The following is a 23,186-nucleotide window of genomic DNA, read 5'->3' as shown; positions in this document are numbered from 1 at the left end:
CGGCCGCGTCTGTCGGGACCGGTCCGCCTCACATCTGAGGCTGCTGCGCCTGGGGTGCCTGAGAGGCCTGATTGACCTTGAGGTCCTCCTTCATGGCCAGGTACTGCTCCCGCGTGATCTCGCCCCGCGCGTACCGCAGGTCCAGGACGTCCGACGTGCCGGCCGGCTCCGCTGCCTTCTTGGACTTTCCGTGGGGGATTATGCCGGACAGGCCCCCTTTCTTAAGCGTGGGGGCCGTCGCTTTGGGCGGGATGCCCGCGGGATTCCCGGTGATGAACAGGTACATCGCCAGCATGATCAGCATCATCATGATCGGCAGCATGTACATGGCGATGGTGGTCCACCATACCGCCTGCCGGAGGGATTCCAGCGTGCTCTTTAGCTCGGGGTTCGTGATGGTGTCCGGAACCCCCGTATCCGGCTTTATCACCGCGGCGAGGAGCACGAACACGACGAACAGAGCAACTATCAACGTCGTTACGATCCAAAATGCAGTCTTGCGGTCGGAGAGCATGTGACCAATCCGCCCCCTGATACAGTTATGGTATATTTCTTTTTTATCAGGCCAGAAATAATATCCAGAACATCCTAGGGCTCTCTGGCCACACCGGGGACGGCGCGCCATCCCGCGGCCCCTCAGCATCTCGCGAGGACAACATAATTATCATATCCCCGCGCCTATTCAGAACCGAGGAAGACGACATGAAGCTCTTAGTGACCGCGGAGGAGCCGGACCTGTACGCCCTGGTGGACGAGGAGTTCGGCCACAGTTCGTTCTTCGTGATATTCGATACGAACACCGGCAATTGGGAGGCGTTCCCCAACCAGGCGCCGCAGGCCGGGGTCGGCGCCGGCATCTTCGCCGCCGAGCAGGCCATCAAGCTGGGGCCCGAGGTGGTCCTGACCGGATACATCGGACCACATGGCCAGAAGAAGCTGGAGTCCGCGGGCATCAAGATCATCCAGGACGAGGAGGGCACCGTGGCCTCGGCGATAGAGAAGTGGATGAAGAAGAACCCTTCTCAGTGCAAGGCCTCGGCCGCCCCGGCCAGGACGGCCCCGCCGGAGTGATCACTTCAGATTTATCTCCAGCGGGATCCTGTTGCGCAGGGTGTCCACCACCGGAGATACTTTCTGGGCGTAGCGGAGCAGCTCCTCCGCCTGGGCCCGGGAGGCGTCGCTCTTCAGGTCCACCTCTACCCGCACGTCCTGGAAGCCCGGACGGACCTCCTGGGACAGCCCGAGGAAGCCGTGGAGATCCACGTCCCCCTCCATGGAAATGGACAGCTTCTCGATGTTTATCCCCCTTGTAGCCGCGTGGTACACTATCGACACCGAGAGCGATGACGCCAGGGCGTGCATCAGCATGGTGACGGCGTTGGGGGCCTCGTCGCTGCCCATCAGCACGCTGGGCTGATCGGAGGGCACCACGAACGGCTCGTCCCGCACCATGACCTCGGACCCTCCCACGGTCCTCTCGATGACGGTCCGGTTACGGGCCCCGCCCACCCACTCGTTCACCGCGTGGAAGGTGAACTCCGCGAGGTCGGGGTTTTTGTTGATCGCCTCGACGGTCGCCTCGAGCTTCTGAACGTCCACGCCATTCACCAGCTTAGCTTTCTCTTCCTGGATAGTGTCCATGTCGCACCCCTTCTCCCAGACCCATTCGTATTAAATTCGACTTTATTGTTATCTCCATCGATATTTAACTTTAACTTAATCGAACGGGCTCCTCCGGAGCAGTGGCTCAACGTGCAGGACGTTCAGGCACGCCGGTGGCCTCGGCCACGAACCAATAATGTGGTAGCGGTGATTCCTGCCGTAATCAGAAGGGGGCGCCCGGATGGTACGGCAATCATCGTGAACGAAAAAGCTCGCATCGACAGTATTTTCCGCGTCTAGAACTGTCAGAACAGTACAGCCAGTACAATAAGGATTTCGAAGCCACCGAAGGCCCCTCCACGACAAATGCCGTAAACCGGGAACGACGAATGAACAGATATGTCCCTTAACACCCTGACAAATGACTATTGTGCAATTATTTCCGAGAATCGAACTTGAATCGCTGAAAATCGACAATAATCGTAGCGCAATTGCTATGTTTTAATATAACCTGTTTGCAATGCATCCGGCATGCGGGGTATGTCCGCTAGAGATGAATGGAAGAATGCCCGGGGGGAGTCCTGCAACGGCCCCGCGAATTTTCCGGGACGACATTCCGACACAGTGCATGATGAAAGGAACGAGGGGGTGAGCGGGTGAGCAACGGCAACGGGAAGAACGGCAAGAGCAGGACCATCCTGCTGTCCACCGACGGATCGGTGCCCGCGCTGGCCGCCACGGTCAGGGCTGTGCAGATCGCCAAGGAGCGCAGCGCCACCCTGGTGATCGTGAACGTCCAGGAGACCACCCCTCGGGTGAACATAGAGGAGATGTCGGAGGATACCGCCCTGGGACGGCCGTACCCCGGCAACGGGGTCGACTACGCCGTGGACCTGGCGGCCGCCAGCAGCGTGCCCACCAGGACCGTGGTCCGCGAGGGCCCTGTCACCGGCGTCATCCTCCGCGTGGCGGAGGAGGTCGGGGCGGAACTCATCGTCCTGGGCACCTCGTCGCTCAAGGGCATGAACCGGTTCTACCTCGGCAGCGTGGCCAAGTCGGTGGTCGCCCAGGCCCCGGTGTCGGTGGAAGTGGTCAAGCCGACCCCCCAGGAGGTGCAGTACGCCGTCAGCCTGGTGAAGCAGATCCAGGAGGAGGAGCCGACCCAGAAGGCCCTGAACGTCATCCTCAAGAAGAGGCAGTTCAGGGTCGGCGTGTACCTGTTCTCCATCTACATCGTGGGGTACGCTATCTTCACCATCCTGGGCTCGTACTTCCGGCCCTTCTTCGGCTCGCTCATAGGAGGGATAAATGTCGGAACGGCCATGGGGATCGTGCTGATCATCGTCACCATAGTCATGGCCGTCGCGTTCAACTGGTACGCTAACCGCGCCGAGAGCAGGGAGGCCTGAGCATGGCGGAGCTACATCCTCTCTCCCTGGCGATCTTCGTGATAATCACCGTGGTGACGATCGCGATATCGATATACGCGTCCCGCAGGGTCCGCACTGCCGGGCACTACTACGTGGCCGGGGGCGGGGTCAAGTACCTCGTCAACGGCGTCGCCATCGCCGGCGACTACCTGTCAGCGGCATCGTTCCTGGGCGTCGCGGGCATGATCGCGTTCTCCGGCTATGACGGCTTCGTCTACGCCATCGGCTTCCTGGCCGGCTGGGTGGTGGCGCTGTTCCTGGTCGCCGAACCGCTGAGGGCCATAGGCAAGTACACCTTAGCCGACGCGCTCACCAGCAAGTTCAAGAGCAAGAAGATCCGCCTGGTCGCGGCCATATCCACCCTGGTGGTCTCGATATTCTACCTGATCCCCCAGATGGTCGGCTCCGGCTCCATCGTCGGGCCCCTCATCGGTCTGGACTACGAGCTCGGCGTTGTCATCATCGGCGGGCTGGTGGTGTTCATCGTCGCCACCGCGGGCATGGTCAGCACGACCTGGGTGCAGTTCATCAAGGGAGCCCTGCTGATGATCGCCGTCATCGGCCTCACCATCGGCGTCCTGGTGGTCTCCGGCATGGGGCCCCTCGAGCTGATCAGCCACGTCACCCAGAGCGACGCGCTCACCCTGCCTGGCGGCAATGTCGTCACCGGAGATGTGTTCATGTCACCCGGGCTGAAGTACCTTGATCCGCTGGACTTCGTGTCGCTGTGCATGGCGCTCATCCTGGGGACGGCCGCTCTGCCGCACATCCTGATCAGGTACTTCACCGTCCCGAAGCCTTCGGACGCCAGGAAGTCGACGGTGGTCTCGATGGTGGTCATCGGCACGTTCTACATGCTGATCCTGTTCCTGGGCCTGGGAGCGATATACTTCTTCCAGACCGGGGCGCCCACCATCAACCCCGCGGACGCCAACCTGTCGGCGCCGCTGCTGGCCAGGCACATCGGGGGAGAGGCGTTCTACGCCATCATCTCCTCGATAGCGTTCGCCACCATCCTGGGCACCGTCGCCGGCCTCATCATGGCCTCGGCGGGCGCGATCGCGCACGATATCTACAGTGAAGTGCTGGGCCGGAACCCGGACGAGAAGAAGAAGCTGTACATCTCGAAGATCACTGCCATATCGGTCGGCATCATAGCCATCATCCTGGGCATCCTGAGCAAGGGCCAGAACGTGGCGTTCCTGGTCGGTCTGGCGTTCGCCATAGCGGCGTCCGCCAACCTTCCGGCGCTGCTGTGCGTCCTGTTCTGGAAGAAGACCTCCGAGAAGGGCATCGTGTACGGCATGCTGTCCGGGCTGATAGCGGCGGTCCTGCTGATCGTCCTGTCCCCTACCATAATGGGGGGCGACGCGATCTTCCCCCTGAACAACCCGGGCATCGTGTCGATCCCCCTGGGGTTCGCGGTGACGATAGGGGTGTCGCTCCTGGAGAACAGGGCCACCGCCAAGCACGTCGTCGCCGAGGAGCAGGCCGGCTGACCGGGCCTCCCACCCGACAAAACCTTTTCCACCTTTCTTTTTCTGTTCTTCGCAAGCGAGCGTTCTCGGGAATCGCGGGATCATCCAGGCGCTATCGGTAAATCATAGTTTACTGATACTTAAATACTATAGGTAAACTACAATTAACCTAAAATTTAAATATGCTCGGTAAACTACAGTTTACCTATATGGAGAACAAGGATGCTTTGGTTCAGGCATTCATCCGGAAGAGCATATTGCATGCCCCGGACCGCTTCAAAAGCTACATCTACAACGAAGCCGGGAAGCCATACCACCGGAGGTTCGCCTACGATCGCTACGATAAGTATGCCAACGACTTCCGGGAAGGGTCCTCCGCCAACAGGTTCATCATCGCCCCGGGGTTGCGCGGTACCGGAAAAACGACCATCGTGGGGCAGCTATACAACGATCTCCTGCGCAAGGGGGTTGATGAGGAGCGCATGCTGTATGTCTCCATGGACGAGGCGATGGGGACCCTTGGGTGCACCATTACGGACATCGTTCGGGGCTACGAGCAGTTCCTCTCCATGAACATTGAGATGCTGGTGGAGAGAAATGAGCGCATCTACCTGTTCATCGACGAGGCGCATCACGATCCGGACTGGTCCCTGAGATTGAAGGTCGTGTACGACCGGTCCAGGAACGTGTTCATCTTTGTGACCGGCTCCTCGGCGATAGCTCTGACATTCAATGCGGACGTGGCCAGAAGGGCGACGGTGGTGGATCTCCTCCCCATGAGCTACCCAGAATACAACCTGCTGAAAGATTATGTCCAGCCACCGTCCGGCATGAGCGAGAGACTGGCAAGCGCGCTCTATGCGTCCTCGAGCGCCAGGGAGGCATACGACAGGCTTGCTGAGGCTAAGCCTCCGGTAAATGAATATCTCATAAAGGTCGGGCTGATGCAACTGAATGAGTATCTGAAGCTCGGCTCCTTGCCCTTTGCCATCCCTATGAAGGAAGAACGGGAGGTCTACGACAGCGTATCATCGATGATAGAGAAAGTGATCTACAAAGACCTCGGGACCATAGGGAAGTTCGACCGTGGCACTCAGCTAAAGATCATGAACCTCCTGACCCTGCTGGCCATCAACGACAGGACCAACCTCAATAAGCTGACATCGGACCTGGGGCTGTCGAGGCCGACGCTCATAGAATGCATCGATGCATTGGAGAAGGCAGGCCTCATCCTCAGAGTATGGCCACACGGCTCGAGCTCGGCGCATATAAGGAAGACCCCGAAGTACAAGTTCGCCGCCCCGGTGATCAGAGCGACGATGCTATGGAGAGTTGGAGAGCTGAGCACCCACGAGATGTACGGAGCCCTCCTCGAGGATGTCGTGGCCATGTACCTTCACCGGGCCGTGGCGTCCGATCAGATACGCGGCTTCGAGTTCGATCCAGATGACAACAGCGCGGACTTCATCGTGACGGCCAGGGACGGCTCGCAAATTGTCATAGAGGCCGGGTACGGCCATAAGGACACCGAGCAGGTCCGCAACAGCATGGCCCACTGCAACGCCAAATACTGCATAGTGATCTCGAATGACCTGCTGGAGCTAAGGGACGAAAAGATACTGGTGGTGTCAAGGGAGCTGTTCCTGCTGTCCTGATCTCACCGCACGTCGGAGGTCTGCTCCCTCATGTCCCTCTTCCGCCTGTCGATCTCCTTCTTCAGGTCCTCGATGGCCCTCTCCACCTCGACCTTCTCATCCTCCAGACCCTCCAGCTCGTCCTCAAGGTCGGCGACCTCGTCCTCGGGCTTCCTTGCCATCGGCGGGTAAAAGGGGTCCCAGGGAGCGTACCCGGGGTAGAACACCTCGGGGCCGGGCCATCGCCGGGGGTCGTTCCACGGTCCCCACCATGGGGCGCCCATCGGTCCTCCGTACCTGCTGCGCCTTCTCCGCCTGTCATCAGGTGCCATCGTTCTCGCCTCGTACCGACTTGGGAACGGGGGGCAGAAATAAACATCGATTCGCGGGACTTCAAGAACGACGAGCTCGGCAGATACGGGCAAGCTCGGTACCGCTCGGTCCCCCCCCCCGGCACATCGCGGTGCATCGTTCGAAGGGAGCGCCGATGTTCGGCCTGGAAACCAAAGAGAGGACCGTCCAGTTCCGCGAGGGCCTAAGGTCAAGGCCGTGAAACACCACGGGAATACATGGCACGGATACGGCACGGGGTCGAGCGCCCGCAGCACTCGCCAGGCGAAAATGAATTAACCTCTACTTCATTTCGGTACCATGGACCGGAGCGATAAGTCCCTCGTTCTGCTGGCGGTGGCCATTGCCTTCGCCATCCCCTTGATAATCGTATTGTACCTGTGGACCGCCGGGGAGGATCCCACGGACGTCCTGCTGCAGGCCGTGTTCCTGTTCATCATGGTGCCGATCATCGTGATGGGGGGATACATGTGGGCCACCGGGAAGGGGGCGATGCTCCTGGCCGGCTACAACACCTCGCCCAAGGCGGTCCGCGACCTGTACGACTCCAAGGGTTTGTCCCGGTTCATCGGCATGGTGATGACGGTGTCCATGATCTTCATGCTGCTGGGCCTGGAGGCCATGCTCCTGCTGAACGAGATGCTGCCGTTCTGGGTGCTGTTCATCATCAGCCTGGTGGTCCTGTTCGCCGGCCTCGTCTACGCCAACACCGGCGGCCGGTTCCTGAAGGAGGGCGTGGCGCCCCAGGACGTGCGGGCAACGGCGGCGGAGGAGGCCAAGAGGACCAAGGGCAGGTCGATGAAGCTCACCGTCCTGGGCATTGCGGTCACCGCGGTCATCCTCATCGGGGTGTTCCTGCTGGCGGGCGCCGGGAGCGTGACCGCGGCGCTGACGGACGACAGTCTCAGGGTGGAAGCGCCCATGGTGGACGAAACGATCCAGCTGGACGGCGTCAGCGTGGAGTGGCGGAGCAGCTTCGACGCGGGGCGCCGGGTCGGGGGCTTCGGCGGGAATGAGGTGTCCAGCGGCAACTTCCAGAACGATGAGTTCGGGCGGTACACCCTGGCGGCCTACAACTCCGTCTCCGGGCACATCGTGGTGCACTACTCCGGCGGGGTGCTGGTGTTCAACCTGGACAGCCAGAAAAAGACCGAGCAGATGTACGACGATCTCCGGGAGATGCTGGCGAACCTGAACGATTGAGCGGCGCTCCAAGGGGCGGTCAGATAAGTTCGTACTTCATGTCGGCCAGCTCAGGGAACCGGGGCTCCTTGCGATAGTCCATGGCAAAGGCGAACATCTGCTTTACGTTGTTCGGGACGTTGATCTCGGAAAAGATCTTGGCAGACCTGCCCCTTCTCACCTGGTATTCATGAGCGAAACCGCGGGATATCGTTGTTACGCCGCTGAAGTCCACGATGATCCGGGGCTCCTCGCGAAGTTCAAGGGCATCGATGAAGTCTGAAGCGAACTCGCGGAATGCCAGATTGACGGAAATAACATCGGCGATCTTTACCTCATAAGCATCCTTGGACATCTTGCTCACAGCCTGGCAGGGAGCCTGATGCTTATCAGGGTCCCGTGCAGTTTCATTGATTCTCTCATAATAAAACCTTTGGGCCCATGTTGGTCAAAATGCATGATGGCCTGCCCAGACACCAGCAGAACGTTCGCGTTGAAATCTCCAATCAGCGTTGAAATGCTTCCGCTTAGACCGAAACCTCTTCCAGCTTCTTTTCTTGAAGATAGTCCGTTGACCGCTGCGTTCAGAGCGCTCCCGTCCTCCAGCATCATGCCGGCATTTCTTAAACTGCCCCCTATCGTAATGCCATCGTCAATTATGCCAAGCTCTATATTTCTCGAGGGGGAGAGATGCTGAGCCATTACCATGGCGTTATCGAACCGTGAGTGCAAATAGATGTTATTGGTAAGCTCGTCGACCATAACACGGAATTTTTCCATATTGCCGTATGTGCCGCACATATCGCAGATCCGCTGAAAGAAGGGATTGAAGTGCGAGCTACTTCTTGGCAGGACCACAAAGGGAGCCTGCGGTTCATAGTTCACACATCCTGCGGAAGAGCCCAATGTCAACTGCACGATCTTCGATAGTTGGGCCTCCAGTGGCCCTATCAATTTCATTGGGGGAACATTACTCTTCACGAAGACGAGCAATGGCAATAAGCAAGTCGGTCGGAGATGCGCTGCATTTTCCAGGTCGATCTTTTGTGCAGACTGGCACTTCTCGACAATAGCGTTGTACATCATATACTGGCCGAGCAGGTCCGGCAGGTTGTCTTGTTGCATGCGCTCGGATTGATGCCCTCATCATTCTGAGCACCCGTTACATTTAGCATACGAAAGAGAGATCCCACAAAGAGATAGGGTGGCTCAGGACCATCATAAAATGAATTTTACCGGAACGGCGGGCCCAGGACGGCCACCACGTCGGCCACGCGGTCCACCGTCTCCACGAAGCTGAGCGGCTCGTCGTCCTCGGCCCAGTCGATGGACACCCTGGACGGGTCGAAGCCCAGCCTCTGCACCTGCTCCTTGAGCCGGGCCTCCCCGAAGCTCACTTCCTTGGAGTAGGGGCAGGAGCCGCAGTGCCCGCCGAGAACGAGCACGCTGTCGGCGCCTCGGTCCAGGGCCATGGCCACCCAATCGGGATTGACCAGCCCGGAGCAGGGCACCGGGATAACCCTGTAGTCGTCGACCCGATCGGCCAGCTTCTTCAGCCCTTCAAGGTCGCGGCCGTAGTAGTTCCGCCAGGAGCAGGCCATCACCAGGACCCTCTGCTCCCCGGTCAGCTCGTCGACCGCGCTCTGTATCCGGCCCTTGATCTCGGTGACCTCTTTGCCGTCGAACTCCTTGCCGCATCCGGTCTTGCATCCGGGCAACTTGATCATCGATTGGTGCACCATCTCGTCTTGCCTCCTGCCCGGTAGGCGCGGGCACAACCACCCGGGAGCCCATGATATAAAGTATTAGCGCAAGGACAGGAGGGAGAAGCAGGGGCGCCATTCCAGATGGCATGGCCAGCCGTCCTTTCGGCATATTTTGGACGAAGGGGAGCGGCTTTCGGAACGGTGAACCGTAAGCCTGTCTTTGTATGTTCTGCCCCAATTTTTATCCGGTTACTCTGGATCAAAATCCAGAGGACGATCCGTCCAGAGTCCCTTAAGTCTAGATGTAGCGGAAAGTCACATGTGCACGATGCGCTCACAGGAAGCTTGGGTGGAACGTTATCGACAATCATGAATATGGCGATCATCCGCATGATCCATTCCTGATTCTCTTGGATGAAAGCGGGGACCTTGGGAGTTCCCCCAACAGCTCGCGGCATTTTGTCGTCGCTGCTATGGCCGTCCCGGGATCGATCAACTTTGACCGTTTGACCAAGAACGCTCGCAAGAAGTTGGGTAAAAAAGAGGGCATGGGGGAGCTGAAGTTCAACAGATCGCTTGATCTGACCAAGAGATTCATACTGGAAGGCGTAGCACAGTCGGATTGTCAAATCGCTTGGGCATCATATGAAAAGAGCAGATTGCCTTCAGCATTGCTGACGGACAAACATAAAATGTACATGATGGCCTGCGAAAGCGTGTTTCCTGAATTATTCAGGCGAGTGCTGGCTCGAAGAGTGCATATCGTCATGGACAGATACTTCTCGAAGAGATGGGAGTGCGATATATTGAATGAGCACGTCGGCTCCTTGCTCAATGAATACCATACGGGGAACTTCATCCCGAAATTTCAGGTGAGCCAGCTCAATTCCGAATCCAGGAAGGAACTGCAGGTGCATGATTTCGTTGTCGGAGCGATATTTCAACATGTCGAGAGAGGCGTGGACAAGTATATCGACATCATAAAGAACAACATCGTTTACAGTCGATCATTATAATAAAAATAGCAGCCCCCAGGGGGAGTCTTGCAGCGACCACCATACGGTAATCTGTACCCCCCGGGACTTACCTGCTAGAAACCACTACACATTTGGAAATATTAAATGTTTCCACTAATGTGATGATATCCTCACTCCGACCACTTGGAGGCCAGCTCGTCCCTGCCGTGGTACAGCGCGGAGGTCATGCGCTCCTCTTCCTCCGGCGCCCGCAGGGGGTTGGGCCCGAGGTCCTCCACCTTGCGAGCGAAGTCATCCACCACGGCGCGGAAGCGGTATGGCTCGTCGGGGTCGACCCACTCCACCTGGAACCTCTCGGTGTCGAAGCCCAGCTGCTCCAGCACGCGGGTGAGCAGGGCCATCCGGTTCCTGGTGCGGACGTTCCCTCCCTGATAGTGGCAGGAGCGCTCCTTCCCGCCCAGCACCATGACCCCGTCGACACCGCGGGACAGCGCCCTGAGCACCCATTCCGGGTCCACCCTGGCGGAGCAGGGGGTCCTGATAAGCCGGAAGGAAGCACCGACCTGCAGGCGTTTCAGCCCGGCCAGGTCGGCGGCGGGGTAGGAGCACCAGTGGCAGGCGAACACGATGATGGCGGGGAACCTCTCTTTAGTCTCCAGGAGCCCCTTGGCATACTCGTCGATCTGGGCGATGATCTCCTCGTTGGAGAACCCCTCCATGTTCATGGCGCCGGAGGGGCAGGCGGCCACGCACGCGCCGCAGGCCTTGCATTCGGCCCGGTCCACCACCGCCACCCGGTGGTTCGGGGAGGGGGTGTCTTCCTTGAACGATATGGCCCCCTGGCGGCAGGTGGAGGCGCAGATGCCGCACCCGGAGCACAGCTCCTCCCTGACCGCGGCGGTGGAGCCCTGGGCGGACGGCCGCATCATCCTGGAGCGGGCGACCGACATGGCCAGCATGTCCTTGGCCTTGGCGGTGGCATCCCTCTTGTCAGCGGAGTGGATCCACGCCACCTGCTCCCGGAGATTGGCCATCTCCACCATGTACGGGTTGATGCCGGCCTCCTCGGCCACCAGCCTGAACTCGTCAAGGTACAGCCGGGGAGAGCAGGCCGCCACCACGATGCGGTCCAAGTGCTTCTCGCTGATGGCCTTGGCGATCCTCTTGGAGGCGCCGGGGGAGCAGGCCAGCTTGTCCAGCTCCACATGCGCCACGCCCTCCAGTCCCTTGGCGTACTCTCTGACGCTCTCGAAACTGATGAGGCCGCTGATGGTCTCGCCGCAGTCGCACAGGAACACACCGATCCGGGGGGCTTTCTCGTCCGCCATGTTGGTACCGCCTTGTCGCTCTGAATGTCCAGATAACGCCGGTCAATTAAAACATATTCCCGAAAGGGACTGGGAGGACGAAAGAAAATGGAGACGGGCTGCGAATTCCGGGGAAGGGGCGACGATGTCGACATGCTGAGCCGACGGGGCGCGCCTCACTTGAGCCTGAAGGTCCTCGGGGCGTACCGATGCACCAGGAACAGCGCTATGGCCATGTACGCCACCGTCAGGGCGATGACCACCAGGGTGAAGTACGACGGGGGGCTGTCGATCTGGAGGCTGAGGAAGCAGGCCATGTACACCACGACGTTGATGGCCTGGAAGAAGGGGTTCCTCATCCCCAGGTCGGCGGTGTACGGCTGGAACACGTAGTACAGGAAGAGGTAGTGGACCGAGAAGAACATCGCGAGCGACAGTATGGCCAGCGCGAACGAGGCTATGCCCAGCAGGGGCCACTCCCACCCGAACAGGAACTGCGTGGCCACCACCGCGGCGACGATGGCAGCGGCAATGACCAGGTTCAGCCTGGTGATCATCCTCAGCCGCACCGTGAAGTTCGACAGGACGGCGTCCTTCTGGCGATAGAAGGGGTAGCGGAGCAGCGCCAGGTCGCAATTGTAGAACATCGCCCGGGTGGCCCGCTCCCCGATGGAGGCCATGTACATGACGAACACGAACGCCGGCAGGATCTGGCGGGGCTCCACCACGATGCGGGCCTCGTCCGCCGGCATCAGCAAGTACACGACCACGGCAACGGCGAAGAACGCCCCCACCACGGCCAGGCGGAGGAGCACCGGGTTGGTGAGCTGGCGCTTGTGGCGGTCATAGAAGATGGCGTTGAGGAAGGCGTAGCCGTGCAGCTTGTCGTACCGGTGGGACTTCAGCGATTCGCTGGAGAAATCGGTCTCCTTCAGCTTTACGTTGGCAAAGCGGGCCTCGCCCATCACCTTGTCCGGGTCGACGGTGAAGTCCATCCCCTTGATGGTGTCGATGGCGATCTCCGGGTATTTCTGATACCTCAGTATGTACCGTCCAGCCAGCACCCCGCCGATGGCGAAGGGGATGATGGCCAGAGGGTTGGTGAGCACCTCGCCGAGCGGGAGGGGCGACCCCAGGAACAGCGGCAGGTAGGCAGCGGCCAGGGCAAGCACCCCGAGCGCGCTGACCAGCTTCAGGTTCTTGCTCAGGATGAAGCCGGTCCGGGAGTACACGTACATGTTGAACGCCTCGCCCATCAGGCGGGCGCCGGCGATGAGGACGGCCAGCACGGCGCCCCCTGACAGGGTCCCGCCCAGCAGGGCCGCGGAGACCGGCAGCAGGACGATGAAGCACAGGAAGTCGGAGAGGCACTTGAACAGCGCCACCGACGAAAGGTATTGCTTGGGGTCCATGTGCATGAGCTGGACCAGCATGAACTTCTCCCGCTTCGGCTCGAACACCGCCGGGGAGATCAGGGGGCTAGCCACGATGCTGAGGACCAGAACGATGTGGACGAACGCGTCCATCACCGGCATGCCGGCGGCCTCGGGGTCGACGAAGGTGATGGGGAGAGCGACGGCGAAGAGGATGTAGCCGCCGGCGACCATGAACTTGACGAGGCCTTTGTATATGCCCATGAGGGCGGCCACGAACTTCTTCAGCCCGTCCCGGGCGTAGACGCTGTCGGGCACCAGCGACCTGATGCCAGGTATCTTCTGCAAGTAATATAGGAAGTGGTTGGCGGAGACGTACGCCATGATGGTGAACGCCGTTATGGGAGCGCGGAGGTTCATGGCGAACTCTCTTCCTTGAGCATCTCGATGATGCCTTCCTCGAAGCCGGGGCGGCCGATCATGGAATGGTCGGTCTGCTCCAGCCAGCCGTGGTTCAGCAGCACGATCTCGTCGCACAGGTCCACGGCGAGCTGGAGGATGTGCGTGGAGAAGATCAAGATATGGTCCTGGCGCATGCCCCTCAGCATCTTCTTCATCTCCAGCTGGACCACCACGTCCAGGGAGGTGAGCGGCTCGTCCAGCAGGATGACGGGCGGCTTGGAGATCATGAAGCACAGCATCTGCAGCTTGTTCTTCATGCCGTGGGAGTACCCTTTGATGAGGCGGTCGCGGTCGTCGGGGGCCAGCTGTATCTGGTCGAAGTAGTCGTCCAGGGAGCGGTTGGTGTGGATGCGCTCCTTGTTGATGTCCATGTAGAACTTCAGGAACTCGCGGCCGGTGAGGAACTCCGGGAGAATCGGCTGGGTGAACACGTACCCGATGTCCTCGGGCTTGACCTTGTCGCACCTTCCCTCCGTGACGAGGAAGGCTTCCCCGCCGTCCGGGCGGACCTCCCCGCTCAGGCAGTTGAACAGGGTGGTCTTGCCGGCGCCGTTGCGGCCCAGCAGGCCGTAGATCTTGCCCTGCTCGAAGGTGAAGTCGATGCCCCCAAGGACGTGCTTATCGCCGAACGATTTGGTGAGGCCGCGGAGCTGCAATTGCATGGTTTTCGGGCAACAAAGCGTTCTTTGCTATTTATATCAATCCAACGGGGCCCACGCGGCGACCTCGGCCGGGGCGCTTGACGCGGGTTGTCGCAAAAAGAAAATGAGAGCGGAGCTCTCGTTCAGGCCTTCCACAGCTCGTGGATGTTGCACAGCTCTCTGACCGTCCTCACGTCCCCGGCCTTCACCGGGAACTCCGCCTGCGGCGCCATGCCCGGCTTGAGCTGAGCCTTGTAGATCTTGTCATCAGTGAAGACCTCGATCCACTCGATGTAGTGCTTCTCCTCCATGGGGTGGGGCACGCTCCCGATCTTCACCAGGATGCCGTTGGCGGTGCTCTCCACGACAGGCACGTGCTTCTCCTTGGAAGCGTCCACGGTGTTCTCCGCCAGCTTCCGCATGGGCTGCCCGTGGCATACCAGCTCCGCGTCCTTGGAGTCCACTACCTCCACGCTGCTCCCGCACACCTTGCACTTGTACACTTCATACAGTTCGGACATGTACTTTCCTTCCTCCCTCAATGCTCTTCTGCCTTTTCATGGAAATAAGACTTCGGACGATGGAGCGATCATTCCTCGCCCAGCTCTTCGACCTCTTCTCGGCCGTGCTCGAACTCCTCCTTCTGCTCGGGGTCCAGGCGCTTCAGCAGCTCGGTGAGCTCGCCCACGTGGGTCTTCTCCTCGCCGGCAATGTCGAGCAAGACCTTCTTCACGAGAGGGTCCTTGGACTGGGCGGCCAGCTGTTCATAGAGATCTATCGCGTCGAACTCTCCGATGATGGCCGCGCGGATGGCCTCACGTTCGAGGACCGCCTGTTCCAGGCTCTCGATGTCCCCCGGGATCTTTGACAGCATTTTCTTTCCTCGCCTGCACATAGTTGAGGAGAGATAAAAGAAATGTCCCTAACAGGATCGCGTCAACGAGGCATCAGAGGACCTCCACCTGCACCCCGGGCCCGACAGGCTGGTGAAGCCTGATGCGGACGGTCAGGACGGAATCCCTGAGCTCGGCGAAGGCAGTGCTCGGGTCCACGGGGTACGGCAGGGCGTAGCAGCGTGACATGGGGCCGGAGCCCTCGGCCTTGAAGTTGAGGAACAACGAAGTGTCCAGCGCTTCCACCCGGAGATCCTCCTTCCTCACCATCGGCAGGTGCTGCTCGAAGATAAGCTCGGTCCGATCCTCGGACAGCCGGGTGCGGTGTTCCGGAACAAGGTAATATGTCGAGGGTGTGGCCATCGGTCAGCTCCCATAAGGTGGATGGATTAAATAGGGCATCACTCGATATTTATATGTTCGGCGAGGTCCTCATTAAATGAATGCCGAATACATCCTCGTTACTGACTCGGATGCGGCAAGGTGCATGAAATCGCCTTACGTTCAGAGAAAATATCTTTTTCGAAGTGGAGCCATGGGGCAGTTCGACAGTTGATCTGGGGACCATGCCGGTCCGTTCCATGGCCCTGGTCAGCATTCAGGGGGCGACAGGGGCCCGATCAGATCTCAATAGCTGAGGTCATGTTCGTTTACATTCCTTAATCACCTAATCTGCAAGTATATCATCACGGTCGCAACATTTGATCAAAGCTTCTGAGCTTAGTTCAGATCCATAGCTCACAATTTCTGAAGATTGTTTGAACTCAGACCTGATGTGCTGGAGATATGATCTCCAGAAAGCCCAAACAGTGCTCACCCTTTAATCAGATTTTGACGTTAGTTACTCACCGCAGGTGCTTTTCGAATATACTCGGTACTGTCGATCTGTTCCAACATGAACCAAGCCAAATCAGCACGTGACAGTTTTGAACCGAGAGCGTCTTTGCCAAGATATCCAGCGCGAACATGCTTTGACAGCGGCTTATTTGTCAAGAGTGACGCTATCCTCACGAGAGTCCAGTCGCTGTTTGAATCACGAACCAACTGACTATACTTGACTATTTGTTCGTAAGTCGTTGGCCTGCCCCGTTTAATCATGTCCCTCCTCATCTTAAAACGGAAGCCATCTCGGTCAAGCAGATCTTGAGCACTTGTCGTGGATAGAACAATGAATCGTTTAACTCCACACTCCTCCATCGCAGACAAGATATTGGCAATACCATCGCTCAATTCCTCATCACTGGGACTACCTGTAGGCCCCAGTGCACTGAGTACACAATCACTTTCCTGTATGGCAGTTTTAATTGTTTCTCGATCGCTTAGCTCACCTTGAACTACCGATAAGCGAGAGTTCTCAATATCAACCTTCTGGGGATCGCGGACAAACGCAACAACATTGTATTCACGGTCGAGCGCAAGTTTAACAATCTCTCGTCCTGTCCTTCCAGTTGCGCCAAAAACAGTTATTTTCATATGATATCTTCCCTCAATTCTGTAAATTTAGAAACATTCTGTGTATGCATAATTCAATTTATATCTCTTAGTACAAACCGGTCATATTTTGGTCTTAAATGACAATAGTTGCCTCAATTTAGATTTCTTTGGCATTGCTACATGGGGGAAATTGGGGCCAGCTGGAGTTGTTTTCAAGTCTTTCATCGTACGATCCAACTCATCAATCCGTTCCATTTGTTTCTTGCACCTCTGTCTGAATACATCTTGCAACATTCGTTCCATTTGCTTTCGCTGTTAGATTTTTCCTTTGTCACAAATTCGTATTCTAGCATCAGGCGTTTTCTATCTTCTCCAGTTAAGCTTCAGATTAACTGACAGGTTTTATCCGAAGAAATTAGAGGTCATGTGGCAGGCCAGAGAAACATGTTCTTCGTCATCCCGGTGTCGCCAGGTCCACCGCGCCCTTGCCGGGCTCGTGCTCCTTCATATCTTTGAGCCCCTCCGCGAACGGAAGCATGTCCACGCCGATCTCCGCCTCAGCCTTCTGATTGTCCAGGCAGGTGTACTTACCCCGCCGCACCATCTGCTCGATGTCGGCGGAAGTGATGCTCGTTATCAGCCGAGGGTCCAGCCCGAACACCTCGCATATCCTGAGCCCCATCTCGTAGCGGCTCAGGCAGTCGGGCCCGGAAGTGTGGTAGATGCCCGCGGAACCCCTCTCCGCCATGGTCAGGAGCACCTTGGCGCAGTGCGGCGCGTACGTCGGCGAGACATAGTTGTCGCCCAGCAGGTTGATCTTCCTGCCCTTCCGCAGCTCGTCCAAGGCCCACGTCACGAAGTTGAATTTGGGGGCGGCCCGGTTCCAGCCGTACATTACCGCCACGCGGCACACGCAGTTCAGGCTGCTGGCGTCCATGGTTAAGCGCTCACCCTCCAGCTTGGTCTGGGCATATTGGCTGATCGGGTCCGGCGTATCGAAGTCATGGTACTTGCTGCCCTTCTCCCCGTTGAACACCGCGTCGGTGGACACGTAGAACAGAGGGGCCTTGATCTTCTTGGCCGCCGCGGCGACGTTCATCGTTCCTTCGGCGTTCACCGCCCAGGCGTCCTGGGGGTGCCGCTCGCAGAACTCCACGTTGGTGGTCGCCGACGCAAGGAACACATGGTCCGGGCCGTAGCTCTCCAGGACCTCCCCGACCTCCTTCTCGTCGGTGATGTCCAGGTGCGTCAGCGGCGCGAACCTCGCCCACGGGTTCGATCTGTGATAGGTGCCCAGGACCTCCAGTCCTCGGGCCGACGCTTCCCTGCACAGATACTGGCCGAGCAGCCCGCCCGCTCCGATGACCACCACGCGCTTCATCGGACCAAGTTATTGCGGGCGCCTATGAAATACTTTCATCTGCGGAGGACCAAACGATGCGGGCAAAGAGGAACGTTCATGCGGAAGCCTTTGGTATCGGAGGCCTGCATATTATCAGCTGGCCCTGGCCAGTGGGCCTCAGACCACTGGCAATGCGGCATGGCCTCGGTCCCCACGCCAGCTAAATAGACAAGGTTTATAACCGCTCCCGGCGGTGAGGAGGCCGATGTCGGAAAAGGTTACCTTGAGGGCCTGCCCCCACTGCGGGAGCATGGACACGCATCCTGCCCTGCTGTTCGGCGGCCCCCTGCCCTGGGTGGACCACAATGATGGGGGCTACATCTGCCGCAACTGCGGGAGGACCGCGGTCCCCCTGGACTTCAACGACCTGGAGGAGCTGAAGGCCTTCCAGCGCAGTCTTGCCGAAAAGCTCGCCGATGTCCTGAGCGGTTTCATCCATATCCCCATAATGCCCATCGACACCAAGTCCCTGCTGAGGATCCCTGTGATCGACCTGCCGGTGGCGCAGATCACCGATGTGGTGGAGGTGGAGTGGGACGGCAGCTACGTCATCAAGGGCCAGCGGACCAGGTTCAGCCGCTATTGGAAGGCGGTGCAGGGCCCCCGGTACTCGGCCAAGGAAGTGGTGGTGCTGGACCTCGCCGGCATCAACGACGGCAGGCCGAACTTCGATGTCCTCAAGGCGCTCATCAGGTCCAAGCACCAGGTGTGGCTGGACCTCGGCATGAGGGACGTGCAGGACCTCTTCGACTCGTTCACCATGGACGTCTCCAGGGCGCTGGTCGGCACCATGACCGCGCCGGACATGGGCATCTTCGAGGAGGTGTTCGAGCTGTCCGACCGGGCCGTTCCCTGCGTGCACCTCGCCGGGGACGTGGTATGGCGCTCCCGGAAGGGAGGGCCGAGGGCGCTGGAGGACGCCATTGCCGAGCTCGCGGACATAGGCTACGAGGAGATCGGGGTCATCGACCTGCCCCGCCTGGGGCGCCGGACCGGGGCGGACCAGAGGCTGGTGGACCGTCTGTCCCGCCTGGACGCCGGCATCATCTTGGGCGGAGGGGTGGTGGAGAAGGACCTCGAGGGGCTGCGCGCCGCCGGACTTAAGGGCGCTTTCATGGACCCCTTCACTTCCATGATCAGCGAGCTCATCGCCGAGGAGGGCAGGGCGCTGCCGTCAGAGAGCGAGGCCTCTGCCACGACGTACGCGAGCAAGAATGCCTTACGCTCTCCCGACGGCTCGCCCCTCTCGTATTAATCGGTTCTTTTTTTAAAGAAAGGGAAAGATTCATGAAGTAGTAAAGTGATAGTAAATCTGCGGGTCGCCCCATGGCGACCCATGGAGGGACTGTGGCCCCTAGGCCACTCAACTCCATATTTTATGGAAAGAATTTTAGGCCATGTCCAAGGAACTGCCCATGCTTATCTTTCAAGAATTTATCCTCTATCAATCTATTAAACCGATCGTATATCTCCTGTTCATCAGGTCTAGGAGGGGTCCGATATTTCCTCCTAATACAATATGCAGCACAATCCACTAGTTGTGACAAATGCCTGTATTTTGATTCGACAAATAACGGGTCTTCGATCAGGTATTTGTTGCTCTTATAATAGGTGCCATTTCTAAATAGGCACAAAATCTTGTCTCTAATCTTAGCATCATATTTCTTAGTAATCGAATCGATAAGCAATATGCCATACTCGACGGGTTTCCCGCTACTTACAGTGGGCTTGTTCTTATCCTCCAGGGCCAGCACAGCCTTTCAAAGAGTAGCCGCAAAGCCCAAGTGTCGACATCCAAATCCGGCTTCCATATTTTTTGTTTATAGATTACGACAGCTGTCAGAGTGCAATCGATATCTGAGATTATCGTGAGCATATACTCGACAAGCCTCAGCCTGGCTTCCAGTGGTATCTTTTTATACATACCCTCATGGTTCATAATGTCCGAGGTGTGGAGTTCAAATGAATCTGGATTCAGCGTTGGAAAGTGTTTAATCTTTAATAATTTCACCTTGTTATCGACGGCTTGCCAATCCTTTTCATTAATCGTGAGCGCTGCCAGGACAAACTCATTCTCAGAATGATTTCTATCTGGCTTGCCTGGCTCATCGATGTATGAGGGGTACATTCAAAAGGAAATCATATTACCCAAGATAAAAGCAGACCCATCGACTCACATGTTGCACGATCCCTCAGCACATTATACCGCAGCGGAGACGATCGAAGTTTTCCAGAAGTTCCGCGCTGCGAACATATTATGAACTTCTAAGTTCATTAATTAAAACCCGTAAATCATGGTCAGCGTAGCGGAGATCCTGTTCATCACGATCGTGGCCTTCGTCCCGGCGATACTCTATGCATTGTGGATAAGGTCGACGGAGATCTACCAGAGGGAGCCGGTCCTGGCCATGCTGGGCGTATTCATCTACGGCGCCATCGTGTCGGTCGGCCTGGCCGTCTTCTTGGAGAGCATCGTCATCGACCTCTTCTCCGTGGTGCTGTCGGCGGGGGCCCTCTCGCTGTTCGCGGCGATCGTCGTGGCCCCCATCGTCGAGGAGCTTACCAAAGCGACCGGCGTGTTCGCCGCCCGGGGCCGCCTGGACGAGATCGAGAACGGCCTGGTGTACGGCGCCGCGGTCGGCCTCGGCTTCGCCGCCTCCGAGAACGTGCTGTACTTCATGGACGCCCTGAACGCGGGAGGGGACATCTTCGTGTTCACCGTCATCGCCAGGACGCTCACCTCCACCATGCTGCATGCTTCCGCGTCGGCCATCGTGGGCTTCGGGATCGCCCAGGCCGGGGCGCGGACCCGCTGGTTCGGCAACCCTACCTCATGGCTTCCGTACTACATCATCGCGGTGATCATTCATGCGCTGTTCAACCTGCTGGCGTCGGTCGGCGACATATATGCTGACGAGACCGGCCTGCTGAGCCTCGTCGGCCTGGTGGCCGGCTTCGCCCTGGTGTGGGGAGTGGTGCGGTTCGTGCGCCGCAAGATCAGGGAGCTGGACACCGGGGGGCAGGCCGGGCCGCCCCGGTTCATCTGAAGCGGTTGAGCCGGAGGGCGTTGGAGATCACCGCCAGCGATACGCCCAGATCACCTATGAGGATGGCCATCCACAGGGTGACGAAACCGGGCAGCGCCAGGACGGTCAGCGCCAGCTTGATGATCAGGGCGGCGGCGATGTTCTCCTTGATGACCGAACGGGCCTTGCGGCTCATCCTGACGCCGTAGAGCAGCGTTCGCAGGTCGTCCCCCATCAGGGCCACGTCCGCCGCCTCCAGCGCCACGTCGGTGCCGGCCACGCCCATGGCCACGCCGACCTCCGCTTTCGCCAGCGCCGGCGCGTCGTTGACCCCGTCACCGACCATGAGGGTCGGACCATACTTCGAGCGGTACTCCTCGATGGCGGCCACCTTGTCCTGCGGCAGCAGCCGCGCCCGGTACTCCTCGATCCCAACCTCGCGGGCGATGCCCTCGGCCACCTTGGGGTCGTCGCCGGTCAGCATGACCACCTTCAGCCCCATGGCCTTGAGGCCGCTCACGACCTCCTTCGCCTCCGGGCGGGGCTGGTCCCGAATGGTCATCAGTCCGATGATCTCCTCCTCCGCGCCGACCAGGATGACGGTCCGCCCGAGGGCGGACCGCTCTTCCAGGTCTTTACGGCAGGATGACAGGTCCACTCCCATCTCCTCGAAGAATTGCGGGGACCCGGCGAACACCCTGCGCTCCTGGAAGACCACCGCCACGCCCTTGCCGGAAAAGGCCATGAACGACTGGGCCTTCTCGATGGGGACGTTCTCCTCCCGGGCCTTGTCGATTATCGCTCTGGCGAGATGGTGCTCGGAGCGGTTCTCCGCGGAGGCGGCGATCTTCAGGACCTCGTGGGCGGAATAGTTGTTGTACGGGATGACCTCCTCCACCCTGGGCCGGCCTTGCGTCAGCGTCCCGGTCTTGTCGAAGGCCACCGCGGACACGCTGCCCATGCGCTCCAGGAACAGCCCGCCCTTGTACAGCACGCCCCTGCGCGCCCCGCCCGAGATGGCGGAGACGACCGACACGGGGGTAGAGATGACCAGGGCGCAGGGGCACGATATCACTAGTAGGACGAGGCCCCGGTAGAACCACTCCTCGAACGGCTGGCCGAAGAAGAGGGCCGGCACTACCATGACCAATGCGGCGAGGCCCACCACCGCGGGAGTGTACCACCTGGCGAAGCGGTCGACGAACCTCTCCGACGGGGACTTGGCGGCCTCGGCCTCCTCCACCAGCTGGATGATCTTGGAGATCATGTTGTCCTCGTAGCGCTTGGTCACCCTGACCTCCAGAGCGCCGGAGCCGTTGAGGGTGCCGCCGAACACGCCGTCCCCGACCGCCTTTGCCGCGGGCACGCTCTCCCCGGTGATGGCCGACTCGTCCACGTGCGACTCGCCGCTTACGACCTCGCCGTCCACCGGGACCCTCTGGCCGGGCTTGACGATGGCGACATCGCCGATGCTGACGTCGGTGACGTCCACCAGGACATCCTTCCCGTCCCGGTGGATGAGGGCCTGGCGCGGGGTGAAGTCGATGAGCTCGGTGATGGAGCGCCTGGTCCTGGCGACGGAGAACGATTCCAGCACCTCGGCCAGGGAGAAGAGGAACACGATGGACGCCGCCTCTTCCCAGGCCTGGATGAGCACCGCCCCGATGACCGCGACGATCATCAGGACGTTCATGTCCAGGTAGCGCTCGCGGACCGACGCGATGCCCCTGCGGACGATGTAGTACCCGCCCACCAATATGGCGATGATGTACGCCGGATAGTATAGGTACGGTTCGTGGAGGAGGAACTCCGAGATTACGCCCACCGCGAAGAACGCGCCGGAGACGGCCGCCGCCACCAGGCGCCGGTTCTTGAAACTGAAGAAGGCGTTGGCGTCGAGGTCATCGTCCTCGCGGACCTTGTACCCCAGTCGGTCGAGGACCTTGTTGATGTCCTCCTGCGACACTTTGTTCCGGTCGGCCTCCACGTTCAGCTTGCCCATGGCATAGGAGACCCTCACGCTCCTGACACCGTCGATGGACTTCACCGCCTTCTCGATCTTCTTGGCGCATTCGATGCAGTCCATGCCCTCGACGCGGCTGCTCAGGCGTACAAAATCTTCCACGGACATATCAATAGATGGGCAGTATATGAGGGGTGTGCTAATTTAGTCGCCGATTTTTAATAAACCTATTCTCACCGCGCATCTAGCTGCTGGATTGACCGAATGTGTATGCTAAAACCTCAGAGAGGCGACGCATTTTTGATATTAGTTAATAATGACTCGC

24 protein-coding genes are annotated in these 23,186 nt (G+C 59.0%); 8 read left to right on the top strand and 16 right to left on the bottom strand.

All coding sequences use genetic code 11. The annotated features are described in order from the left end of the window. Window positions 1–28: 28 nt before the first annotated feature. Complete coding sequence (locus WYS_RS14100) at window positions 29–514, bottom strand: SHOCT domain-containing protein (RefSeq protein ID WP_019176623.1); 486 nt, start codon at window positions 512–514, stop codon at window positions 29–31. Between the two features lie 188 nt (window positions 515–702). On the opposite strand from WYS_RS14100, the gene WYS_RS14095 reads away from it, so the two are divergent. After that, window positions 703–1,071, top strand: a complete 369-nt coding sequence (locus WYS_RS14095; protein WP_019176622.1) for a NifB/NifX family molybdenum-iron cluster-binding protein — start codon at window positions 703–705, stop codon at window positions 1,069–1,071. On the opposite strand, the gene WYS_RS02720 is transcribed toward WYS_RS14095, so the two are convergent. Then, window positions 1,072–1,641 carry an OsmC family protein gene (locus WYS_RS02720; RefSeq protein WP_019176621.1) on the bottom strand — a complete coding sequence of 190 codons (570 nt, stop codon included), beginning with the start codon at window positions 1,639–1,641 and terminating at the stop codon, window positions 1,072–1,074. A gap of 617 nt (window positions 1,642–2,258) precedes the next feature. Here WYS_RS02720 and WYS_RS02715 point away from each other — a divergent pair. From WYS_RS02715 to WYS_RS02705, 3 genes are all read left to right on the top strand, one after another. Continuing rightward, a complete protein-coding gene (locus WYS_RS02715) occupies window positions 2,259–3,011 on the top strand; it encodes a universal stress protein (RefSeq protein ID WP_019176620.1) in 753 nt (250 codons plus the stop codon). 2 nt (window positions 3,012–3,013) lie between these two features. Then, window positions 3,014–4,531, top strand: a complete 1,518-nt coding sequence (locus WYS_RS02710) for a solute symporter family protein (RefSeq protein ID WP_049796228.1) — start codon at window positions 3,014–3,016, stop codon at window positions 4,529–4,531. Between the two features lie 188 nt (window positions 4,532–4,719). Then, entirely contained in the window at window positions 4,720–6,165 is a 1,446-nt protein-coding gene (locus WYS_RS02705) for an ATP-binding protein (protein WP_019176618.1), read from the top strand. Window positions 6,166–6,167: 2 nt separating this feature from the next. On the opposite strand, the gene WYS_RS15890 is transcribed toward WYS_RS02705, so the two are convergent. Next, the gene (locus WYS_RS15890) at window positions 6,168–6,476 is read right to left on the bottom strand and encodes a hypothetical protein (protein ID WP_147654494.1); all 309 of its coding nucleotides are present in this window, start codon (window positions 6,474–6,476) and stop codon (window positions 6,168–6,170) included. 319 nt (window positions 6,477–6,795) lie between these two features. On the opposite strand from WYS_RS15890, the gene WYS_RS02695 reads away from it, so the two are divergent. After that, window positions 6,796–7,698, top strand: a complete 903-nt coding sequence (locus tag WYS_RS02695; protein ID WP_019176616.1) for a DUF3784 domain-containing protein — start codon at window positions 6,796–6,798, stop codon at window positions 7,696–7,698. Window positions 7,699–7,717: 19 nt separating this feature from the next. Here WYS_RS02695 and WYS_RS02690 read toward each other — a convergent pair whose 3' ends face one another. From WYS_RS02690 to WYS_RS14090, 3 genes are all read right to left on the bottom strand, one after another. Beyond that, window positions 7,718–8,041, bottom strand: coding sequence for a hypothetical protein (locus WYS_RS02690; protein ID WP_019176615.1), 324 nt, complete (start codon window positions 8,039–8,041; stop codon window positions 7,718–7,720). Continuing rightward, window positions 8,038–8,802 carry a hypothetical protein gene (locus WYS_RS02685; RefSeq protein ID WP_019176614.1) on the bottom strand — a complete coding sequence of 255 codons (765 nt, stop codon included), beginning with the start codon at window positions 8,800–8,802 and terminating at the stop codon, window positions 8,038–8,040. Before WYS_RS02685 ends, WYS_RS02690 begins: the two co-directional genes overlap by 4 nt. A gap of 107 nt (window positions 8,803–8,909) precedes the next feature. Beyond that, window positions 8,910–9,404: a hydrogenase iron-sulfur subunit gene (locus WYS_RS14090; RefSeq protein ID WP_019176613.1), complete on the bottom strand. Its 495-nt coding sequence runs from the start codon at window positions 9,402–9,404 to the stop codon at window positions 8,910–8,912. A gap of 389 nt (window positions 9,405–9,793) precedes the next feature. Here WYS_RS14090 and WYS_RS02675 point away from each other — a divergent pair, with 389 nt between their 5' ends. Beyond that, window positions 9,794–10,399 (top strand): DUF3800 domain-containing protein, encoded by a 606-nt coding sequence (locus WYS_RS02675; protein WP_019176612.1) that lies wholly within the window; start codon window positions 9,794–9,796, stop codon window positions 10,397–10,399. A gap of 131 nt (window positions 10,400–10,530) precedes the next feature. On the opposite strand, the gene WYS_RS15545 is transcribed toward WYS_RS02675, so the two are convergent. The 8 genes from WYS_RS15545 to WYS_RS14080 form a co-directional block, all read right to left on the bottom strand. Next, entirely contained in the window at window positions 10,531–11,688 is a 1,158-nt protein-coding gene (locus WYS_RS15545) for a hydrogenase iron-sulfur subunit (protein ID WP_019176611.1), read from the bottom strand. A gap of 155 nt (window positions 11,689–11,843) precedes the next feature. Next, on the bottom strand, window positions 11,844–13,460 hold the full coding sequence (locus tag WYS_RS02665) for a hypothetical protein (protein WP_019176610.1): 1,617 nt from the start codon (window positions 13,458–13,460) through the stop codon (window positions 11,844–11,846). After that, entirely contained in the window at window positions 13,457–14,164 is a 708-nt protein-coding gene (locus WYS_RS02660) for an ABC transporter ATP-binding protein (RefSeq protein WP_026068732.1), read from the bottom strand. Before WYS_RS02660 ends, WYS_RS02665 begins: the two co-directional genes overlap by 4 nt. Before the next feature lie 122 nt (window positions 14,165–14,286). Next, window positions 14,287–14,664, bottom strand: coding sequence for a desulfoferrodoxin (locus WYS_RS02655; RefSeq protein ID WP_026068731.1), 378 nt, complete (start codon window positions 14,662–14,664; stop codon window positions 14,287–14,289). A 68-nt stretch (window positions 14,665–14,732) separates the two neighbouring features. Then, window positions 14,733–15,017 (bottom strand): ferritin family protein, encoded by a 285-nt coding sequence (locus WYS_RS02650; protein ID WP_019176607.1) that lies wholly within the window; start codon window positions 15,015–15,017, stop codon window positions 14,733–14,735. 73 nt (window positions 15,018–15,090) lie between these two features. Further along, entirely contained in the window at window positions 15,091–15,399 is a 309-nt protein-coding gene (locus WYS_RS02645) for an Hsp20/alpha crystallin family protein (RefSeq protein ID WP_019176606.1), read from the bottom strand. A 474-nt stretch (window positions 15,400–15,873) separates the two neighbouring features. Then, on the bottom strand, window positions 15,874–16,509 hold the full coding sequence (locus WYS_RS02640) for an NAD(P)-dependent oxidoreductase (RefSeq protein ID WP_019176605.1): 636 nt from the start codon (window positions 16,507–16,509) through the stop codon (window positions 15,874–15,876). 415 nt (window positions 16,510–16,924) lie between these two features. Next, a complete protein-coding gene (locus WYS_RS14080) occupies window positions 16,925–17,851 on the bottom strand; it encodes an SDR family oxidoreductase (protein WP_019176604.1) in 927 nt (308 codons plus the stop codon). A gap of 226 nt (window positions 17,852–18,077) precedes the next feature. Between WYS_RS14080 and WYS_RS02630 the strand changes: the two genes are divergently transcribed. Beyond that, the gene (locus WYS_RS02630; RefSeq protein ID WP_019176603.1) at window positions 18,078–19,127 is read left to right on the top strand and encodes a HisA/HisF-related TIM barrel protein; all 1,050 of its coding nucleotides are present in this window, start codon (window positions 18,078–18,080) and stop codon (window positions 19,125–19,127) included. A gap of 462 nt (window positions 19,128–19,589) precedes the next feature. On the opposite strand, the gene WYS_RS02625 is transcribed toward WYS_RS02630, so the two are convergent. After that, entirely contained in the window at window positions 19,590–20,000 is a 411-nt protein-coding gene (locus WYS_RS02625) for a DUF3800 domain-containing protein (RefSeq protein ID WP_019176602.1), read from the bottom strand. Window positions 20,001–20,166: 166 nt separating this feature from the next. On the opposite strand from WYS_RS02625, the gene WYS_RS02615 reads away from it, so the two are divergent. After that, window positions 20,167–20,919, top strand: coding sequence for a PrsW family intramembrane metalloprotease (locus WYS_RS02615; RefSeq protein ID WP_019176600.1), 753 nt, complete (start codon window positions 20,167–20,169; stop codon window positions 20,917–20,919). Here the strand turns inward: WYS_RS02615 and WYS_RS02610 are convergent. After that, the gene (locus tag WYS_RS02610; protein ID WP_162137685.1) at window positions 20,912–23,023 is read right to left on the bottom strand and encodes a heavy metal translocating P-type ATPase; all 2,112 of its coding nucleotides are present in this window, start codon (window positions 23,021–23,023) and stop codon (window positions 20,912–20,914) included. The genes WYS_RS02615 and WYS_RS02610 overlap by 8 nt on opposite strands. Window positions 23,024–23,186: the final 163 nt, after the last annotated feature.

The organism is Methanomassiliicoccus luminyensis B10, from assembly GCF_000308215.1.
Lineage (GTDB): Archaea > Thermoplasmatota > Thermoplasmata > Methanomassiliicoccales > Methanomassiliicoccaceae > Methanomassiliicoccus > Methanomassiliicoccus luminyensis.
Note: the sequence above shows the minus strand (reverse complement) of the source record. Positions and strands in the feature narration are given on the sequence as shown.

Bases quoted from the DNA above. Each gene is read 5' to 3' on its own strand.
- WYS_RS14100 (WP_019176623.1), bottom strand. From the start codon at position 514: ATGCTCTCCGACCGCAAGACTGCATTTTGGATCGTAACGACGTTGATA.
- WYS_RS14095 (WP_019176622.1), top strand. From the start codon at position 703: ATGAAGCTCTTAGTGACCGCGGAGGAGCCGGACCTGTACGCCCTGGTG.
- WYS_RS02720 (WP_019176621.1), bottom strand. From the start codon at position 1,641: ATGGACACTATCCAGGAAGAGAAAGCTAAGCTGGTGAATGGCGTGGAC.
- WYS_RS02710 (WP_049796228.1), top strand. From the start codon at position 3,014: ATGGCGGAGCTACATCCTCTCTCCCTGGCGATCTTCGTGATAATCACC.
- WYS_RS02705 (WP_019176618.1), top strand. From the start codon at position 4,720: ATGGAGAACAAGGATGCTTTGGTTCAGGCATTCATCCGGAAGAGCATA.
- WYS_RS15890 (WP_147654494.1), bottom strand. From the start codon at position 6,476: ATGGCACCTGATGACAGGCGGAGAAGGCGCAGCAGGTACGGAGGACCG.
- WYS_RS02695 (WP_019176616.1), top strand. From the start codon at position 6,796: ATGGACCGGAGCGATAAGTCCCTCGTTCTGCTGGCGGTGGCCATTGCC.
- WYS_RS02685 (WP_019176614.1), bottom strand. From the start codon at position 8,802: ATGCAACAAGACAACCTGCCGGACCTGCTCGGCCAGTATATGATGTAC.
- WYS_RS14090 (WP_019176613.1), bottom strand. From the start codon at position 9,404: ATGATCAAGTTGCCCGGATGCAAGACCGGATGCGGCAAGGAGTTCGAC.
- WYS_RS15545 (WP_019176611.1), bottom strand. From the start codon at position 11,688: ATGGCGGACGAGAAAGCCCCCCGGATCGGTGTGTTCCTGTGCGACTGC.
- WYS_RS02665 (WP_019176610.1), bottom strand. From the start codon at position 13,460: ATGAACCTCCGCGCTCCCATAACGGCGTTCACCATCATGGCGTACGTC.
- WYS_RS02660 (WP_026068732.1), bottom strand. From the start codon at position 14,164: ATGCAATTGCAGCTCCGCGGCCTCACCAAATCGTTCGGCGATAAGCAC.
- WYS_RS02655 (WP_026068731.1), bottom strand. From the start codon at position 14,664: ATGTCCGAACTGTATGAAGTGTACAAGTGCAAGGTGTGCGGGAGCAGC.
- WYS_RS02650 (WP_019176607.1), bottom strand. From the start codon at position 15,017: ATGCTGTCAAAGATCCCGGGGGACATCGAGAGCCTGGAACAGGCGGTC.
- WYS_RS02645 (WP_019176606.1), bottom strand. From the start codon at position 15,399: ATGGCCACACCCTCGACATATTACCTTGTTCCGGAACACCGCACCCGG.
- WYS_RS02640 (WP_019176605.1), bottom strand. From the start codon at position 16,509: ATGAAAATAACTGTTTTTGGCGCAACTGGAAGGACAGGACGAGAGATT.
- WYS_RS14080 (WP_019176604.1), bottom strand. From the start codon at position 17,851: ATGAAGCGCGTGGTGGTCATCGGAGCGGGCGGGCTGCTCGGCCAGTAT.
- WYS_RS02630 (WP_019176603.1), top strand. From the start codon at position 18,078: ATGTCGGAAAAGGTTACCTTGAGGGCCTGCCCCCACTGCGGGAGCATG.
- WYS_RS02625 (WP_019176602.1), bottom strand. From the start codon at position 20,000: ATGTACCCCTCATACATCGATGAGCCAGGCAAGCCAGATAGAAATCAT.
- WYS_RS02615 (WP_019176600.1), top strand. From the start codon at position 20,167: ATGGTCAGCGTAGCGGAGATCCTGTTCATCACGATCGTGGCCTTCGTC.